Source organism: Halobacterium yunchengense, from assembly GCF_037031165.1.
GTDB lineage: Archaea > Halobacteriota > Halobacteria > Halobacteriales > Halobacteriaceae > Halobacterium > Halobacterium yunchengense.
Genome location: NZ_JAYEZL010000001.1, coordinates 179,833 through 197,473, shown reverse-complemented (window position 1 = coordinate 197,473; position 17,641 = coordinate 179,833). Strand labels below are relative to the sequence as shown.

19 protein-coding genes are annotated in these 17,641 nt (G+C 72.2%); 4 read left to right on the top strand and 15 right to left on the bottom strand.

Going from position 1 to position 17,641, the window contains the following annotated elements; translation table 11 throughout:
- Window positions 1-160 precede the first annotated feature (160 nt).
- A complete protein-coding gene (locus U5911_RS00945) occupies window positions 161-802 on the top strand; it encodes an FAD-dependent oxidoreductase (protein ID WP_336034493.1) in 642 nt (213 codons plus the stop codon).
- 206 nt (window positions 803-1,008) lie between these two features.
- Window positions 1,009-1,533 carry an NUDIX domain-containing protein gene (locus tag U5911_RS00940; RefSeq protein ID WP_336034491.1) on the top strand — a complete coding sequence of 175 codons (525 nt, stop codon included), beginning with the start codon at window positions 1,009-1,011 and terminating at the stop codon, window positions 1,531-1,533.
- Window positions 1,534-1,591: 58 nt separating this feature from the next.
- Here the strand turns inward: U5911_RS00940 and mce are convergent, their stop codons facing one another.
- The 6 genes from mce to U5911_RS00910 all read right to left on the bottom strand — a co-directional run bounded on the left by mce (window position 1,592) and on the right by U5911_RS00910 (window position 8,089).
- On the bottom strand, window positions 1,592-1,981 hold the full coding sequence (mce, locus tag U5911_RS00935) for a methylmalonyl-CoA epimerase (RefSeq protein ID WP_336034489.1): 390 nt from the start codon (window positions 1,979-1,981) through the stop codon (window positions 1,592-1,594).
- Window positions 1,982-2,189: 208 nt separating this feature from the next.
- Window positions 2,190-3,875, bottom strand: a complete 1,686-nt coding sequence (locus U5911_RS00930) for an acyl-CoA mutase large subunit family protein (RefSeq protein ID WP_336034487.1) — start codon at window positions 3,873-3,875, stop codon at window positions 2,190-2,192.
- A gap of 42 nt (window positions 3,876-3,917) precedes the next feature.
- A complete protein-coding gene (locus U5911_RS00925; RefSeq protein ID WP_336034485.1) occupies window positions 3,918-4,973 on the bottom strand; it encodes a S66 family peptidase in 1,056 nt (351 codons plus the stop codon).
- Between the two features lie 68 nt (window positions 4,974-5,041).
- Complete coding sequence (locus U5911_RS00920; RefSeq protein WP_336034484.1) at window positions 5,042-5,623, bottom strand: GNAT family N-acetyltransferase; 582 nt, start codon at window positions 5,621-5,623, stop codon at window positions 5,042-5,044.
- A 134-nt stretch (window positions 5,624-5,757) separates the two neighbouring features.
- Window positions 5,758-6,819 (bottom strand): zinc-dependent alcohol dehydrogenase family protein, encoded by a 1,062-nt coding sequence (locus U5911_RS00915; RefSeq protein WP_336034482.1) that lies wholly within the window; start codon window positions 6,817-6,819, stop codon window positions 5,758-5,760.
- 85 nt (window positions 6,820-6,904) lie between these two features.
- Window positions 6,905-8,089 (bottom strand): LolA family protein, encoded by a 1,185-nt coding sequence (locus U5911_RS00910; RefSeq protein ID WP_336034480.1) that lies wholly within the window; start codon window positions 8,087-8,089, stop codon window positions 6,905-6,907.
- A gap of 140 nt (window positions 8,090-8,229) precedes the next feature.
- Between U5911_RS00910 and U5911_RS00905 the strand changes: the two genes are divergently transcribed.
- On the top strand, window positions 8,230-10,209 hold the full coding sequence (locus tag U5911_RS00905) for an AMP-binding protein (protein ID WP_336034478.1): 1,980 nt from the start codon (window positions 8,230-8,232) through the stop codon (window positions 10,207-10,209).
- A gap of 69 nt (window positions 10,210-10,278) precedes the next feature.
- Here the strand turns inward: U5911_RS00905 and U5911_RS00900 are convergent, their stop codons facing one another.
- The 7 genes from U5911_RS00900 to U5911_RS00870 all read right to left on the bottom strand — a co-directional run bounded on the left by U5911_RS00900 (window position 10,279) and on the right by U5911_RS00870 (window position 15,016).
- Entirely contained in the window at window positions 10,279-10,695 is a 417-nt protein-coding gene (locus tag U5911_RS00900; protein ID WP_336034477.1) for an NUDIX domain-containing protein, read from the bottom strand.
- Between the two features lie 58 nt (window positions 10,696-10,753).
- The gene (locus U5911_RS00895; protein ID WP_336034475.1) at window positions 10,754-11,329 is read right to left on the bottom strand and encodes a GNAT family N-acetyltransferase; all 576 of its coding nucleotides are present in this window, start codon (window positions 11,327-11,329) and stop codon (window positions 10,754-10,756) included.
- A 2-nt stretch (window positions 11,330-11,331) separates the two neighbouring features.
- Complete coding sequence (locus U5911_RS00890) at window positions 11,332-11,946, bottom strand: GNAT family N-acetyltransferase (RefSeq protein ID WP_336034473.1); 615 nt, start codon at window positions 11,944-11,946, stop codon at window positions 11,332-11,334.
- Window positions 11,946-12,509 (bottom strand): GNAT family N-acetyltransferase, encoded by a 564-nt coding sequence (locus U5911_RS00885; protein ID WP_336034472.1) that lies wholly within the window; start codon window positions 12,507-12,509, stop codon window positions 11,946-11,948. Before U5911_RS00885 ends, U5911_RS00890 begins: the two co-directional genes overlap by 1 nt.
- Window positions 12,509-13,048 (bottom strand): GNAT family N-acetyltransferase, encoded by a 540-nt coding sequence (locus U5911_RS00880; protein WP_336034471.1) that lies wholly within the window; start codon window positions 13,046-13,048, stop codon window positions 12,509-12,511. The genes U5911_RS00885 and U5911_RS00880 overlap by 1 nt, the downstream gene beginning before the upstream one ends.
- Before the next feature lie 167 nt (window positions 13,049-13,215).
- On the bottom strand, window positions 13,216-13,902 hold the full coding sequence (locus tag U5911_RS00875) for a hypothetical protein (protein WP_336034468.1): 687 nt from the start codon (window positions 13,900-13,902) through the stop codon (window positions 13,216-13,218).
- 67 nt (window positions 13,903-13,969) lie between these two features.
- Window positions 13,970-15,016: a phytoene/squalene synthase family protein gene (locus U5911_RS00870; RefSeq protein ID WP_336034466.1), complete on the bottom strand. Its 1,047-nt coding sequence runs from the start codon at window positions 15,014-15,016 to the stop codon at window positions 13,970-13,972.
- A 333-nt stretch (window positions 15,017-15,349) separates the two neighbouring features.
- Between U5911_RS00870 and U5911_RS00865 the strand changes: the two genes are divergently transcribed.
- On the top strand, window positions 15,350-16,492 hold the full coding sequence (locus U5911_RS00865) for an acyl-CoA dehydrogenase (RefSeq protein WP_336034464.1): 1,143 nt from the start codon (window positions 15,350-15,352) through the stop codon (window positions 16,490-16,492).
- Between the two features lie 23 nt (window positions 16,493-16,515).
- On the opposite strand, the gene U5911_RS00860 is transcribed toward U5911_RS00865, so the two are convergent.
- The gene (locus tag U5911_RS00860) at window positions 16,516-16,860 is read right to left on the bottom strand and encodes an AzlD family protein (RefSeq protein ID WP_336034462.1); all 345 of its coding nucleotides are present in this window, start codon (window positions 16,858-16,860) and stop codon (window positions 16,516-16,518) included.
- A complete protein-coding gene (locus U5911_RS00855; protein WP_336034460.1) occupies window positions 16,853-17,617 on the bottom strand; it encodes an AzlC family ABC transporter permease in 765 nt (254 codons plus the stop codon). The genes U5911_RS00860 and U5911_RS00855 overlap by 8 nt, the downstream gene beginning before the upstream one ends.
- Window positions 17,618-17,641: the final 24 nt, after the last annotated feature.

Below are 17,641 nucleotides of genomic sequence, written 5' to 3'. Positions count from 1 at the left end.
GGAATCGACGCACACCCGGTACTCGAGCGGGACGCCGCCGTTCGACTCCGGTGGGACCCACACTGGAAATCCGGTGGGCGCTCCGCCCGTTCCGCCGGCGGGACGCCGCCGCTCGGTCCGGAAGCCAACCCCTATGGGCGGGCGGCGTCAACGGCCGCGCATGGACGAGACAGCAGTCGCGGTCCGGTCGGTCCGGTCGGTCGGCCCGGACACCGTCGCGGTGACCTTCGAGAGCCCGCCGGGCTTCGACGCCCGGCCCGGCCAGTTCGTGCAGGTGTTCGGCGAGTTCGAGGGGGACCGCGAGGGGCGGTTCTACACGCTGTCGTCGCCGACCGTCGACGAGACGTTCGAGGTCACCGTCGAGGTCGACCCAGAGGGGACGCTCGGCCCGTGGCTCGCCGACCGCGACCCGGGCAACGAGGTGACCGTGACGGGGCCGTTCGGCGACGACTACTACGAGGACGAGGACGCCGTCGTCGTGCTCGCCGGCGGCCCGGGCGTCGGCCCCGCGGTCGCGGTCGGCGAGCGCGCGGTCGCCGCGGACGCGTCGGTGACCGTCGTCTACGAGGACGACCAGCCGGCCCACGAGGACCGCCTCGCGGACCTCTCGGCCGCCGGCGCGCGCGTCCTCGTCGTCGCGGACGACGTCGCGGGCGCCGTCCAGTCGCTGACCGGGCCGACGGAGGGCGTGCCGTTCGTCTACGGGTTCGCGGAGTTCTGCGAGGCCGCCGTCGACGCGCTCGAGGCCGCCGGCTTCGACGTCGACGCGGCGAAAGTCGAAAGTTTCGGCCCAGCGCCCTGATCGGCGTCGAAGCGGGACGCCGATCTGGCACTGTGGCACTGCTACGCCCTGGTACTGTGGGGCTGGTGCGCTCTAGCACTGTGGGGCTGGTGCGCTCTAGCACTGTGGGAGTGGTGGGTCCTTGCTCTGCGGGACGGCCGCGGCGCCGCCCCGGCCCGGTGGCCGTGGCCGAACGAACTAAACGGGAGGACGCCGATGCCCCGCTCGTGTCGCACTCGGGTGGTCGGGACGACGACAGCCGGCGGCTCGCCAGCCTCGAACGCGACTTCGGGGCGTTCGACGTGGTCACCGAGGAGGCGGTCGTCCCGAGGCCCACCTACACCGACTGCCTCCAGGCCGCCGAGGCGGGGTCCCTCGGCGGCGCGCGCGTGTTCCTCTGGCGCGACGGCCGCGTCCTCCTCGTGCGCTACCGCGACCAGCCGAGCGCCTGGGACCTCCCCGGCGGGCCGACCGAGCGCGGCGAGTCCCTCCCCGACACCGCGACCGGCCGCGTCCTCGAGGACGTCGGCGTCGAGCCGGAGCTGACCGGCGTCCACCGCGTGCTCGAGCAGTCGTTCGCGCTCGTCGAGGGCGGCGACGGCGTCACGGGCCACTGGGTGTTCTTCGACGCGGCGGTCGGCGACGGCGACGTCGCCCCCTCCGACGACGTCCTGGAGGCGCGGTGGTTCGACCCCGCGGCCCCACCGGAGCCGGTCGGACCGCACGTCGCCGACCGCCTCGACGCCGCGTAGGGCCGGACCGCACGTCGCCGACCGCCTCGACGCCGCGTAGGGTCTGTCAGCCGCGCGGTCAGTGCTGGACGAACTCCACGAGCGCGCCGCCGGTCGACTTCGGGTGGAGGAACGCGACGTCGTGGCCCCACGCCCCCGGGCGCGGCTCCTCGTCGACGAGGTCGACGCCGGCGTCCCGCGCGGCGTCCAGCGCCGCCGCGACGTCGTCGGTCGCGAGCGCGACGTGGTGGATGCCGGGCCCGTTCTCCGAGAGGTAGCGAGCGATGGTCGTGTCGTCGTCGACCGGTTCGAGCAGTTCGAAGTAGCCGTCGCCGCCCAAATCGAGGAACGTCACGTCGAGCCCGCCGAACGTCTCCTCGTGGACGACGGGCGCGTCGAACAGCTCCGCGTACAGGTCCGCGAGGGCGGCGGCGTCGTCTGTCGCGACGCCGACGTGGTCGAAGCGCATACGGGACTCTCTCGCTCGAGTCGGCAAGAAGGCTGCGGCGTCCGGTCGGCGACCCGATTCGCCCGGCAGAGAGGGTCGCTTCAGACCGCGGCGCCGGACAGAGGGAGTCGCTTCAGACCGCGGCGCCGGACAGAGGGAGTCGCTTCAGACCGCGGCGCCGGACAGAGGGGGCCGTTTCAGACCGCGGCGCCGGACAGAGGGGGCCGTTTCAGACCGCGGCGCCGGGCTGGTGTTCGCCGAACACGTCCCGGAGCGCGTCACAGATCTCGCCGACGCTGGCGTACGCCTTCACGGCGTCGACGATGTACGGCATCAGGTTCTCGTCGCCCTCCGCCGCCGCCCGCAGGTCGGCGAGCGCCGCCTCGACGGCCTCGTCGTCGCGGTCGGCCTTGACGGCCTCGAGGCCCTCGACCTTGCGGCGCTCGTCCTCCTCGGTGACCTCTTCGATGTCCACCTCGGGCTCGTCGTCCTCGACCTCGAACTCGTTGACGCCGACGATGACGCGCTCGCCGTCCTCGATCTCCTGCTGGCGCTCGAACGCGACGTCCTGGATCTGGCGCTGGACCCACTGGTCCTCGACGGCCTGCCGCATGCCGCCGCGCTGGTCGACCTCCTCGAGGATGTCGAAGGCCTCCGACTCGATGTCGTCGGTCAGCGACTCGACGTAGTACGAGCCCGCGAGGGGGTCGATGGTGTCCGCGGCGCCGGACTCGTGAGCGAGGATCTGCTGGGTCCGCAGCGCCGTGCGCACGGAGTCCTCCGTGGGGATCGACAGCGCCTCGTCTTTCCCGTTCGTGTGGAGGCTCTGCGTGCCGCCGAGCACCGCCGCCAGCGCCTGGTAGGCGACGCGGACGACGTTGTTGTCGATCTGCTGGGCGGTCAGCGTCGACCCGGCGGTCTGCGTGTGGAACTTCAGCTGCTTGCTCTTCGGGCTCTCCGCCCCGAAGCGGTCCTCCATGACGGTCGCCCACATGCGGCGGGCGGCGCGGAACTTCGCGACCTCCTCGAGGATGTTGTTGTGGGCGTTGAAGAAAAAGGACAGCTGGGGCGCGAACTCGTCGACGTCGAGGCCGGCGTCCAGGGCGGTCTCGACGTACTCGATGCCGTCGCCGAGCGTGAACGCGACCTCCTGGGCGGCGGTCGCGCCGGCCTCCCGGATGTGGTACCCGGAGATGGAGATGGTGTTGAACTTCGGCGTCTCCTCGGCGCAGAACTCGAAGATGTCCGTGATGACGCGCATCGACGGCTCCGGCGGGAAGATGTACGTGTTCCGCGCGACGTACTCCTTGAGGATGTCGTTCTGGATGGTGCCCCGGAGCTGTTCGCGGTCGACGCCCTGCTCGTCGCCGACGGCGATGTACATCGCCAGCAGCACGCTGGCGGGCGCGTTGATGGTCATCGAAGTGCTCACCTCATCGAGGGGGATGCCGTCGAAGACCTGCTCGAAGTCCGCGAGCGTGTCGATGGCGACGCCGGACTTCCCGACTTCTCCCTGGGCCATCGCGGCGTCGGAGTCGTAGCCCATCTGCGTCGGGAGGTCGAACGCCATCGACAGCCCGGTCTGGCCCTGGTCGAGGAGGTAGTGGAAGCGCTCGTTGGTCTCCCCGGGCGTCCCGAAGCCGGCGTACTGGCGCATCGTCCAGAGCCGACCGCGGTACATCGTCGGGTAGACGCCCCTGGTGTAGGGGTCCTCGCCGGGGAACCCGAGGTCCGCCTCGTAGTCGAGGCCGGCGACGTCCTCGGGCGTGTAGAGCCGGTCGACCGCCTGACCGCCGGTATCCGTGGTGAACTCCGCCTTGCGCTCCCCGAACCGGTCGAGGGTCGGTGAGAGGGTGTCCTCCTCCCACTCCTCGCGGCCGTCCCGGATGGCCGCGAGGTCGTCCTCGTCGAACATACCCGAACCCAGGCGGTTCTCCGTCTTAATCCTTGTACGTTCTCACCGGACGACCACGCGCTCCCCCACCGGGTCGACCTCGACCTCGCGGCCGACGGGGAGCGGCGCGATCGGGTTCGTGTGCCCCCAGTCCAGCCCCAGCACGACTGGCGCCTCCGGGTTGTAGCGGCTGACCGTCTCGGCGACCTCGTCGTAGAGCTGCTCGCGGTACGCCGCGCGGTCGCCGCGCGGCGGACCCGTGACGTGGCTGCGCGTCGGCGGCCGGCCGACGAGGACGGCGTCGAACCGCTCGAGGAGGCCGCGTTCGCCCATCGCCAGCAGCGTCCCGGCGGCGATCTCCGGCGCCGGCAGGGTCTCGTCGGTCTCGACGCACAGCACCGCGCCGTCGAGGCGCTCGGGGGCGGGCAGGTAGCGGTCGCTGGCGAGGTGCCACTCGACGACCGCCAGCGTCCCGCCCCAGAGCCGCCCCGACGCCGGCTCGTCGCCGCCCGCCCACCGCCAGCCCGGGTTGGGTTCGTACTCGGGGGGCTCGTCGAGCAGGCTCGGGTCAGTCCACCAGCGGTTGGGTTCGTCGGTGTACTCGTCGCTGGGCTCGAGTTCGCCCAGGGACTCCTCGAAGAACGCCCGCCGGCAGTACCGCTCGGTGTACTCGGGGAGGCCGCCGGCGGTCGCGAGCTCGTTCAACAGCTGCGCGCCGTTGAACGAGACGACGCCGTGTCGCCAGAGGAACAGCCCGATGTTGGAGTTGTCGCTCATCCCGTAGAAGCGGGTCGCGTGCTCGCGCAGCACGTCGCCGTCGAGGTGCGCCAGGACGCGCAGCTGGTCGGCGCCGCCGATGGTCGCGAACACTCCCGTTATCTCGGGGTCGCGGAACGCCGCGTGGAGGTCGGCGGCGCGCGCTCGCGAGTGCGCCCGCAGGAACTCGTCGCCCTGTCGAGCGGTCGGGTAGACCACGGGCTCGAGGTCGAAGACGTTCCGGAGGCGGTCCAGGGCCAGTTCGAGCAAGTGCGGCGCTTCGCGGGCGCCACCGGACGAGGGAGCGAGCACCGCGACGCGGTCGCCGGGCTCCATCGCGGGCGGCGTGACGAACTCCGTCATGTCTCCGAGACGACCGCGGACCGGCAAAAGCGTTCAGTGACCGTGCCGAACGATGGCACGGGGGACGGTCAGCCGCCGGTGTCGTACTTGTACGTCGCCGTGTCCGGGTCGATGCCGAAGTCCTCCGCGGACTCCCGGGACTCCTCGGACTCGTCGTCGTCGCCCTCCTCCGCGGCGAACCGGTCGCGGAGGCGCTGGGGGATCTCGAAGTCCGCGAACTCGAGGTGGACGGGCTCGGCGTCCGGCTGGTAGGTCCGCGTCGCCTCGAGGCGGTCCGGCAGCGGCGGCGGCAGGTCGGCCTCGGGCACGCGCTCGAAGCCGAACTGCGCGAGGTAGTCCGCCTCGTCGGTGAGCGCGTACGCCTCCTCGAACCCCTGGTCGCGGGCGTCCTCGACGAGGTGTTCGAGGAGGTGGGCGCCGACGCCGTGGCCGCGCCAGTCCTCGCGCACGCCGATGTTCGTGAACTCGCAGACCTTCCCCTCGTCGGCGGCGTGCACGCGGAGGCGCGCGAACCCGGCCCGCTCGTTGGTGTCCTCGTCGATGGCGAGCACGTAGTCCCGCGACCGGAACGCCGGGTCCTCGAACCCGAACTCGTCGAGGCGGTCCAGCAACCACACCTCCTCGTGTTTCTTCGCGTCGCGGGCGTACATACGACACCCTTGGACGCCCCGCGGAAAAGCGTTTGCGGGACGGCAACCGCTCGCGGTGCGACGGCCGTGCGGAACGCCGGTCCGGCCAGCCCTCCAGTCGCGTCCGCCGAACCGTCGAGTGGCCGTCCGCGCGGTCAGAAGCTGTCGACGACGGGGATGCCGGTGGTCTCGTAGTCGGTCATCGCCGCGAGCTGGTCGGAGACGCCGGCGAGGTCGACGGTCTCCGAGACCACCCGGCCGGGGTCGAGCTTCCCGGCCTCGACCATGCTGAACAGCTCGTGGTAGTCCGAGGGCGCCATGCCGTACGAGCCGTAGAACTCGATCTCCTCGAGGACCATCCGGTCGGTCGGCAGCGAGACCTCGCCGCGCTCGTCGCTGGTCGTCAGCCCGATCTGGACGTGCTGGCCGCGCGTCCCGAGACTCAACACGGAGTTCCGGCAGGTCTCCGCGATGCCGAGCGCGTCCACGGCGACGTCCGCGCCGCCGTCAGTGACGGCCTTCACCTCCTTCGGCACGTCCTCGACGCTGCCGGCGTCGATCGTGGCCTCGGCGCCGAGGTCGCTGGCGCGCGCGAGCGCCGCCTCGTCGAGGTCGACGGCGACGACGCGGCCGCCGAGCGCGTCCGCGACGTGGACGGCCGAGAGGCCGACGCCGCCGCAGCCGTGGACCGCCACCCAGTCGCCGGGCGAGAGCGTCGCGCGGTGGGCGACGCCGTGGAACGCCGTCGTGAACCGGCAGCCCAGGCTCGCCATCTCCGTGGCGTCGACGCCGTCGGGCAACGGGACGGCGTTGTGGTCGGCGTACGGCACCGCGAACTCCTCGGCGAACGCGCCCTCCGCGAGCGGCGTGAACCCCAGCGGGATCGCGTTCTCGCAGACGTTCCCGCGGCCCTGCCGGCAGTGCGGGCACGTGCCGTCGCCGAGCGTGAACGGGACCGCGACGCGGTCGCCCTCGTCGAGGGTGTCGACGTCCTCGCCGACCTCGACCACCGTGCCGGCGGGCTCGTGGCCGAGAATCTGGCCGACCGGTGACTTCGCTCCGAACCACTCCCAGTCGCCCCGCCAGGCGTGCCAGTCGCTCCGGCAGATGCCACACGCCTCTGTCTCAACGACCACGCCGGTCGGGTCCGCGGACGGCCGCTCGACGTCCTCGATGGCCAGCGGTTCCCCGTGCGCCTCCAGCACTGCTGCTCGCATACCGGTCGGTTCGGCGCCACCGGAGTAAAGCGTTGGCACACCCCACGCGAGTTGCCGGCCACCGAGTGCAGCGGGCTCGGCCCGGCTACTCGCAGTCGACGCCGCGAGCGACCGACACGAGGAAGTCCGCGGTGACGCCCCGGCCGCGGACGGTGTACCGGTAGTCGTCGCAGTTCCAGGACACCGACGTCGTCGGCCCCGTGTCGACGACCGCCTCGCGGCCGTGTACCGACACCGTCCGGTCGCCGTCCACCGGCGCGGTGCGGTTGTACGTCGCCGCGGTCACCAGCGCCGTCTCGTTGGCGTACCGGACGCCGGCGCCGTGCACGCGGCCGGTGGTCTCGGTGGCGTACGTCAGGCGGAACGACGGCGGCAGGTCCAGCGCCGGCACCGGCGCGTCGGTCGCGGCCCGCAGGTCCGCCACGCCGTCGAAGGCGGTGGTCTCGGGCGTCTCGAGGGTCTCCACCGTGGCGTCCGCGGGCGCGTCGAACTGGAACGTGTCGGCGTCGAGGCCGGGGTTCACGGTGACGTTCTCGTAGGTGGTCGTCACCGTCACGGGCGTGCCGTCGTCGCTCCAGGACGTCTCGCGCTGCAGGGGGAAGAACGTCTCCCGGTCGACCCACAGGGTCTGCTCGAAGGCACCGGACGCCGCCGGTTCGATACGCAGCACGTACGCCTCGCGGCCGTCCACCGCCCCCGTGCCCTCGTACGTGACGCCGACGCGGGCGTTCGTCGCGGACGGCGCGTCCGTGGCGCCGTTCGCCTCCGGGACGACCGGGAGGGCGGCGACCGGGCCCTCGACGGTCGCGGACGCCGACGCCGTGGGCCGCGTGACGTTCAGCGCGGCGAACAGTCGCTCGACGCGGTCGCCGGCGGTCGCCTCACCGGGCGGCGTCTCGGCGAGCGGGACGCGCGTCACCGCGTCGGCGTCTTCGTCGTACAGCCACAGCACCGAGCCGTTCGACGCCGTCACCGCGTGTTGCCGGTCGCCGTCCAGCAGTTCCGTGCGGCGGCGGTCGGTGCCGGGGCGGAGCGCGACCGCCGCGACCGTCTCGCTCGTCCGGTCGCCGCGCTCCACGACGGTCGTCCGCGTCGCCGTCAGGCCGTCGACGGCGTCGAACTCCTCGCTCGCGTCGGCGCCGATGCGCTCCCCGGTCGGCGCTGCCGGCGCGGCGAATAGGAGCGCGGCCGCCGCCACGAGCACCGCGACGGCGGCGGCCACCAGCACCAGGGAGGCGACGCTCCCGCGAGTGGACTCCGGCGGGGCCATTGTTTTCCGCCACGACAGTATTTTTAATAACCGTTGTGATGTGCGCGGCCGCGTCGGGCGCGGAGGCGGTCGCTGGCGCCGTCCTCGGCGGCGAGCGAAAACTGCGAAACACCTTTGGCGCGAACGACAGACCCTCACGTATGGATTCACTCGACGAGGTCGACGAGATCGTCCACCGGCCCAGCGAGGCGTTCGTCGAGTCGACGAACGTCTGGCAGTTCATGCAGACCCACGGCATCGACGACTACGACGAACTCGTCGACCGCACGACCGGCGACCTCGACTGGTTCTGGGGGGAGCTCCCGGACTACCTCGGCCTGGAGTTCCACGAGCGCTGGGACGAGGTGCGGGACGAGACCGACGGCCCCCAGTTCACGGAGTGGTACCCGGGCGCCGAACTGAACGTCGCGCACAACACCGTCGACCGGCACGCCGGCGTCGACGACGGCACGCGCAACCACGTCGCCTGTATCTGGGAGGGCGAGGACGGCGAGGTTCGCCAGCAGACCTACCACGACCTCCACCGCCAGTCCAACCGGGTCGCGAACGCGCTCGTCGAACGCGGCGTCGGCGAGGGCGACACCGTCGGCCTGTACATGCCGATGGTGCCGGAGGTCCAGAGCATCCTCTACGGCGTCTTCAAGGTCGGCGCGATCGCCGTCCCCATCTTCTCCGGGTTCGGCGTCGACGCCACCGCCACCAGAATCGAGGACAGCGAGTGCTCGGTCGTGTTCACGGGCGACGGCTTCCTGCGGCGCGGCGACCACGTCCTCCTGAAGGACACCCTCGACGAGGCCATCGACCAGGCCGGCCACGTCGAGCACACGATCGTCTACGACCGCCTCGGCGTCGCCGACAGCCCCGACGAGTCGCTGACGTGGACGAGCCGCGACGAGTGGTGGGACGAGGCGGTCGCAGAGCAGGACGACGAATTCGACACGCGCGTGATGGACGCCAGCGACCCCTGCATGCTGCTGTACTCCTCGGGCACCACGGGGAAGCCGAAGGGCATCGTGCACACGCACGCCGGCGCGCTCGTCCAGCCCGCGAAGGAAGTCCACTTCGGGTTCGACCAGAAACCCGGCGACCGGTTCTTCTGGGTGAGCGACATCGGCTGGATGATGGGGCCGTGGACGCTCATCGGCAACCACGCGTTCGGCGGCACCATCGTCATGTACGAGGGCGCGCCCGACCACCCCGGGCCGGACCGCTTCTGGGACCTCGTCGACCGCCACGGCGTCACCCAGTTCGGCATCTCACCGACCGCCATCCGCGCGCTCCGGAAGTACGGCGACGAGCACGTCGAGGACTACGACCTCGACAGCCTCCGCCTGCTCGGCTCCACGGGCGAGCCCTGGGACCCCGAGTCCTGGCTGTGGTTCTACGAGCACGTCGGCGGCGGCGACACGCCCATCGTCAACATCTCCGGCGGCACCGAGGTGTTCGGCTGCTTCCTGATGCCGATGCCCATCCAGCCGCTGAAGCCGTGCACGCTCGGCGGCCCCGGACTCGGCATGGACATCGACGTCGTCGACGAGGACGGCCGCTCCGTCCGGGACGACCACGAGCGCGGCTACCTCGTCGCGCGCTCCTCGAACCCCGCGATGACGAAGAGCCTCTGGCGCGGCGACGACCGCTACCTCGAGGAGTACTGGTCGCGCTTCGGGGACCTGTGGAACCACGGCGACTGGGCGCAGGTCGACGAGGACGGCTTCTGGTTCCTGCACGGCCGCGCCGACGACGCCATCAACGTCGCCGGCCGGAAGGTCGGCCCCGCCGAGGTGGAGGGCGCGCTCATCGACCACGACGCCGTCAACCAGGCCGCGGTGGTTGGCGTGCCCGACGACACGACGGGCGAGGCCGTCGTCGCGTACGTCATCCTCGCGGACGACCGCGACCCGAGCGACGCGCTCCGCGAGACCCTCCGCGAGCACGTCGGCGAGGAACTCGGGAAGCCGTTCCGGCCCCGCGAGCTCCTGTTCGTCGACGAGTTCCCGAAGACCCAGTCGGGGAAGATCATCCGCCGCGCCATCGAGGGCGCGTACACGGGCGAGGAGATCGGCGACCTCTCCAGCATCGAGAACCCCGAGGCGCTCGCGAAACTGAAGGAAGCGCGCTAGCGGCGGCCGTCCGCGAGGAGTTCGGGCGCCTCGACGCGACGTCGGGCGTCTGCCGAGGCCGACGCGGCGTCAGGCGTCCGCCGGGGCGTCGCGCGCGCCGTCGAGCGCGTCCAGGAGCCCGTCGGGGCGCAGCGTCTCACCGTACTTCCGGAAGTCGTCGACGTGCAGCCAGCAGACGCGCCCGGTCTCGCCCGTCTCGGGGTCGTACAGCGTGAACCCCTCCTCGGTGTGAGGCCACGACTCCTCGAGGCCGCCCTCGTAGACGCGCGTGCCGTCGAACGTTCCAAGCGGTTCGAGGTCGGTGAGCGTCGCGTCCAGCACGTCGGCGAACGCCTCGCGGACCGCCGCCTCCGGGTCGCCTCCCGGGGGGAGGGCACCGCCGGGCGGCACGTAGGCGCGCCCGTCCTCTGGGTCGACGCTCTCTTCGACCAGTAGTTCGTCGCCGCGGCGGACCACGCAGCGCGCCGTCGACGGGGAGTCCGGCATCGCCGGCACCGAACCGAGGGACCGCAAAAAGCGTTGCCGTTTCGACCAGTCGCCGGAGTTACGCGTCGCGGTGCTCGCGCGCCCACTCGCGGCGCAGCAGGCTGTACGTGTAGCTGTCGTGGTACTCGCCGTCGACGTAGTCGCGTTCGACCTCGCGGACGTCCGCCGTGAACCCCAGCGACTCGAGGAGGCCCCGCGACTCGTCGTTGAAGTCGTAGGCGCCCGCGCTGACGCCGTGGACGGCGTGGGTCTCGAACGCGTACTCGACGGCGAACGCCGCGGTCTCCCTGCCGTAGCCCTCGCCGTGGTACTCGGGCAGCAGCCAGTACGTCAGCCACGCGCGGTCGCCGTCGACGTTGTGGACGGCGACGAAGCCGACTCGCGTCGGCTCCGCGTCCGCGCCGCCGTCGCCCGCCGTATCCTCGGCCAGACAGGCGACGAAGGCGGCCTCGCTGTCGTCCTCGACGCGCGCCTCGAACGCCTCGCGCTGCTGGTCGCGGTTCCCGTGGTAGTACGACCCGAGCGGGAACCGGACGCGTGGGTCGGTCCGCGAGCGCTGCAGGAACTCGACGTCGTCGCGCTCGGGCACGCGGAACGCCAGGCGGTCGCTCCTCTCGACGACTGGCCCCGGCATCCTCAGTCCCTCCCCGCCGTCCACTCGTCGCGGAGCACGCCGTACTGGCACTCGTCGACGTACTCGCCGTCGATGTACCGCGCCTCGCGCCGGCGCGCCTCCTCGGTGAACCCCAGCGACTCCAGGAGGCCGCGCGAGGCCTCGTTGAAGTCGTAGGCGCCCGCGCTGACGCCGTGGACGGCGTGGCTCCGGAAGACGTGGTCGACGGCGAGTTCCACCATCTCCTTGCCGTAGCCCTCGCCGTGGTACTCGGGCAGCAGCCAGTACGCCAGCCACGGCCGGTCGCCGTCGACGTGGCGCGCGCTCACCGACCCGACCGGCGTCGTCTCGCCCTCGTCGGGGTTGCCGGGCGGCGCGTCGTCGCTCGCGGTTCGACCGCTCGCGGCGTCCGCCGTCTCCCCGTCGTCGACCGCGCACGCGACGAACGCGACGACGCCGTCGCTCTCCAGCCACTGCTCGATGCCCTCGCGTTCCTCCGCGCGGCTGTCGTGGTGGACGGACCCGAGCGACCACCGGATGCGGGGGTCCGTGGTCGACCGCTGCATGAACGCGGCGTCGTCGCGCTCGACGGTGCGCAGCGCCAGGCGGTCGCCGCGCTCGACGACTGGCCCCGGCATCACGCCCTCCACTCCTCGCGGAGCAGGCCGTACTGGTGGACGTCGCGGTACGCGCCCTCGACGAACGCCATCTCGCGGTTCGCGCCCTCGTGGCGGAAGCCCAGTGCCTCCACGCGCTCGCGGGCGACGTCGCGGCCGTCCGGAATCGCCGCCGACAGCGAGTGCGCGTCGTACGTCCGGAACACCGTCTCGACCGCGAGGTCGAGGGCCGCCTCCCCGACCCCGTCGCCGCGGTGCTCCGGCGCGACCCAGTGGACGACCTGCGGCCGGTCGCGGTCGACGTGCACGAACAGCACCACGCCGACTGGCGTCGTGTCCTCGTCGTCGGGGTGGTCGTAGGGCGCGTCCTCGGCGTCGTCGCAGACGAGGTAGGCGGCGTTGGCGTTGTCCTCGAACTCCTCCTCGATGGCCTCCTCGACCTCGGCCTCGGTCTTGTGCGTGGACTCGTGCACGCCGAAGCGCGCCCACGGGTCCGCGAACAGCCGCTGGAGGAACGCCGCGTCCTCGCGCTCGACGGTCCGCAGCGTCACGTCGTCGGTCGTCTCGACGATCGGGCCCGGCATCAGTCGTCCTCCCACTCCTCTCGCAGGAGTCCGTACCAGACCACGTCGACGTACTCGCCGTCGCGGAACCGAGCGTCCCGCAGCGTCCCCTCGTGCGTGAACCCGAGGCTCTCGAGCACGCCGACCGACCCCTCGTTCGGCGCGAACGCCTGCGCCTGGAGGCCGCGGATCTCGTGGGCCTCGAACGCGTAGTCGACCAGGACCTCGACGGCTTCCGTGCCGTAGCCCTCGCCCTGGTACTCGGGGAGGACCCAGTACGAGAGCTCGGGGCGCGTGTGGTGGAGGTCCATCAGCGACACCTTCCCGACCGGCGTCGGCTCGTCGCCGTCCTCGAGGCAGACCAGCAGGCCGACGTTCAGCGGGTCGCCCTCGTGGTCCTCGATGGACGCCTCTGCCTCGGCCTCGTTCTCCGGCCGGTTCACGCCGAGCGGGACGGCGACTTCTGGGACGTTGTGGCCGCGCTGGACGAACGCCGCGTCCTCCCGTTCGACCGTGCGGAGGGTGACGCGGTCGCCGCGGCGGAACACTGCTCCGGGCATACGACAACGATTCAACCACCCCACCATATCGGTTCCGCGAGAGTGAGACACATTCACACGTCACGGCTCGCGGCCGAACGCGAGCGACGCCCCCTCAGGAGCGCGCGTCGTCCGGCGCACTACGCGGCCCTCAGTGGTGTGCGTCGTCGGGCGACACCACGCGGTCCTCAGGGGTGTGCGTCGTCCGGTGACACCACGCGGTCCTCCGGCGCGTCGTCGCCAGCCGTCACGGCGACCGTTCCGGCGCCCCCAGCGGGCGGGACCACGACGGTCGCGCCGGCGACCAGCGGTGCGACGACGCCGGCCACGACCGTCCCCGGGTGGGACAGCGGCGCGCGCACCGCGACCTCGTCGTCGCCGTCGTAGCCGTCGGCGACCTCGACTGCCGCCGCGAGGACCTCGCCGTGCGTCGCGCCGCCCAGGAACGGCGTGTCGGCCGCCACCTCGGGCTCCGGGAACGTCGGGTTCTCGCTCCAGACGTCCCGCTCGAAGTACAGCCACGACGGGTCCGCGGGCGGCGCCCCCCAGCCGACGCGCTGGCCGCCCCGCGGCAGGTCGTAGGCGTCCAGTTCCGTCGTCGGCCCCGCGAGCACGCGCGCGTCGACCACGCGGTCCGGCCCGAACTCCACGACGCCGCCGAGCAGCGCCGCGCCGAAACACGTGTGCAGCGCCGGCATCGCCGGCACGTCCAGGACCGCGACGCCGGCGCTCTCGCGGACGCCGCGGTGCCGCAGGGCGTTCCCCGTCTTGTACACTCGCGACCGGAACTCCCTGGCGTCGTGCGTCCGCTCGGCGCGCACGGCCGGCCGGTCCGGGTCGTCCAGGCTCGCGACGACGTCGGCGAGCGTCTCCATGCCCGGACCTCCCGGCGGCAGCGACATACCGCTTCCGAGACGCCGGCGAGAACAGTCTCCCGTCCGCTCACGCGAGCGGCTCGCTCGCGACGCGCTCGCGGAGCCGGCCGAGGCCCGACCGGTCGAACTCGCCGGTGACGCGCGCCAGCACCGCGTGGACCTCCGACCGCGACACCTTCACGTCCCCCTCGACGACGGCGTGCGGGCGCTCCCGCAGTTCCCGCATCGTCCCGACCGCAAGCAGGTACGGCACCGTCCACGCGGCCACCGTGTTCCCGCGCGTCGTCGGCATCGCCTCCAGCCAGCGCTGCGCGCCGTCCGCGTACCCCCTGGCGCGGCCAACCACGCGCTCCACGACGCTCCCGACGCCGGCCGCGTTCGAGGGGTCGGTCACGCCCTCTGGTCGGACGTCCTCCTCGGAGAGCCACTCCGCCGGCAGGTAGACGTTGTTCTCCTCGCGGTAGTCCGGGCGCACGTCCTTCGCGACGTTCACGAGCTGGAGCAACAGCGCGAACGACCGCGCGTGCTCGCGCATCGTCGCCGCCGCCGACCGCGACGCGTCGTCGGCCAGCAGCTCCGTCACTAGCTCGCCGACCGTCCCCGCGACGTACCAGCAGTACTCCTCCAGTTCCTCGACGGACTGGATGCGCAGCCCGCCGGCGTCCTCGTAGCGCTCCACGAACGACGCCATCCCCGTCGCCATCTCGCGGACCGTCGGCCGGATGGCGTCCTGCGCGCCAGCGTCGAGGCTCTCGAACGCCCGGAGCACGCGCGGCGTCGCCGCGACCACCCGCCAGTCCGCGTTCCGGTCCTCGGGGAGGACGGGCTCGGCCTCGGCCAGGAAGTCCGCCGCGTCCACGCTCGACTCGGGGTCGAGCACGCGGTCGTACGTCCGCAGCAACGACGCCTGCTCGGCCGGCGGTATCTCGGTCGCGTCCTCGACGGTGTCCGCGACCCGGCACAGCAGGTAGCCGACGCAGATGCGGGTCGCCATCGGCTCCTCGAGGGCGTCGATCGTCAGGGCGAACGTCCGCGAGACGTCCTGGACCGCGTCGTGACACCACGCGCGCGCCGACGCCGCTGACTGGGGGGACTGTGTTTGGCCTCCGACCATCGCTGTACCACTGCTAAGGTCACCACCCGCAAAAAGTAATGGGGAACGAGTCACGCGACCCTCGACGCCCGAGACCGCGGTTCCGCGGGCGCGTCCGCCGCTCTGCCGCCGTCGAATCGTGGGCTCGGTCCGCTCGCGTCTCCGTGGGCTCGGTCCGCTCGCGTCTCCGTGGGCTCGGTCCGCTCGCCGATGCCGCTCGCCGTAACGTGGCCTCGCTCGGCTCGGCCACGCCGCTCGCGGGTCGTTTCACTCCCCGCTCGCATCTCCGTGGGCTCGCTCCGCTCGCCCACGCCTATGAGAAAACTAAAGGCCCGACGCGGCAAGTTTCGCGACATGGACTTCAGTCTCAGCGCGGAGCAACGCCAGATCGAGGAGATGGTCTCGGAGTTCGTGGACGAGGAGGTCGTGCCACGCGCTGACGACATCGACGAGACCGACGAGTTCCCCCGGGACCTCGTCGAGCAGATGGGCGAACTGGGCCTGATGGGGATGCCGTTCCCCGAGGAGTACGACGGCGCCGGCCTCGACTACCACTCGTACGCCATCGCCCTCGAGGAGATCTCCCGGGGCAGCGGCGGCCTCGGCACGGTGGTCGCGGCACACACCAGCCTCGCGGGGAACATGCTCTACCAGTACGGCGACGAGGACCAGAAGCAGGCGTACCTCGCGGCGCTGAACCGCGGCGACGACGTCGGCGCGTTCGCGCTCTCCGAGGCGGGCGCCGGCTCCGACGTGCCGTCCATGGAGACGACCGCCGAGCGGGACGGCGACGAGTACGTGCTGAACGGCGACAAGCTCTGGATCTCGAACGGCAGCGTCGCGAACACCGTCACCGTGTTCGCGAAGACCGACCCCGAGGCGGGCCACCATGGCATCTCGTCGTTCGTCGTACGCCCCGAGGACGACGACGGCTTCCACGTCGAGGGCACCGAGGACAAGCTCGGCGACAAGGGCTGCCCGACCGCGGAACTGCGCTTCGACGACTGCCGGATCCCCGCGGACCGCCTGCTCGGCGAGGAGGGCGACGGCTTCCGGCAGGCCCTCGAGACGCTGAACGGCGGCCGCATCACTATCGCCGCGCGCTCCATCGGGCTGGCGCGGGCCGCCCTCGAGGACGCCCTCGAGTACTCGCAGACCCGCGAGCAGTTCGACCAGCCGATCAGCGACTTCCAGACCATCCAGCACAAGCTCGCGGACATGGACACGAAGGTCCAGGCCGCCGAGCTGCTGATGCACAGGGCCGCGGACCGGAAGATCCGCGGCGAGGACTTCGTCAAGCAGGCCGCGCAGGCGAAGCTGTACGCGTCCGAGATCTCCCGGGAGGTCACCAACGAGGGCATCCAGATCCACGGCGGCTACGGCTACACGACGGACTTCGCCGTCGAGCGCTACTACCGGGACGCGAAGCTCAACGAGATCTACGAGGGCACCAGCGAGGTGCTGCGGAACACCATCGCCCAGCGGCTGCTGGACTGACGACGGCGCCCGCTCGCCGCCGCTCAGACGACGCTCCGGACCGCGAGCACGACGGCGACGCCGACCGCGAGCGACGCGAGCAGGTTCCCGGTCTTGCGCGCGACGACGACCGTCGCGGCGGCCGCGGTCCACTCGGGGACGCCGCCGTTCGCGAGCGCCGGCGCGACGAACGCCACGACGACCGCGCCCGGGAGGACGTCGAGGCCGGCCTCCGTGCGCTCGGAGAGGTCGACGCGGCCGAGAAACCAGAGGCCGCTGGCCTTCGTCGCGTACGTCACGGCCGCCATCGCCAGCACGACGCCGACGACGACGGGGTCCAGCGCGAGCGCGTCCGCCGGCAGCGCGCCGGGCGCGACCGCGTCAGTCATCGTAGCTCACCACCTCGACGCCGGCGCCGGCGAGCGCGCCCGCGAGGATGTACCACTCGCCCGGGACGACCGCGTTCGCGCCGACGGCGACCGCGGCCGCGGCGGCCCACGGCGCCAGCGACGACCGCCCCTCCCAGAAGCCGGCGGCGAGCGTGACGAACAGCGCCGTGACCACGAAGTCCAGGCCGAGGCGCCGCGGGTCGCCGACCAGGTCGCCGGCCGTCGCCCCGGCCACCGACGACGCGATCCACAGCAGCCAGAGCACGACGCCGCTCCCGAGCATGAACGCGCCCCGCCGGGAGCCCGCGCGGAGCGTCGCCATCGTGAGCGCCCAGTTCTCGTCCGCGAAGAAGAAGACGCTGCCGTACGCCTGCGCGGGGGTCAGGTGCCGGAACCACGGCCGGAGCGCCGCGCTCATCAGCACGTACCGGAGGTTCACGACTAGCGTCGTCGTGACGACCGCGACCACCGGGATTGGGTCCGCCCAGAGCTGGACGGCGACGAACTGCGCGGCGCCCGCGAGCACCGTCGCGCTCATCAGCGCGGTCTCAGCGACGCTCAGGCCGGCGCGCGCGGCGACGACGCCGAACACGACGCCGTAGCCCGCGACGCCGAGCGCGACGGGGAGTCCGGTGACGAACCCCTCGCGGAACCCCTCGGCGGTGAACGCGACCGTCCGCGCGGCCGCGTCGCCGTCGCTGCTCGCGGCAGTTCCGTCGTCGCCGCGCGCGTCGGTCGCCGGCTCGGCGTCAGCCACTGCTCGCCCTCCTGTCGCTGGCTG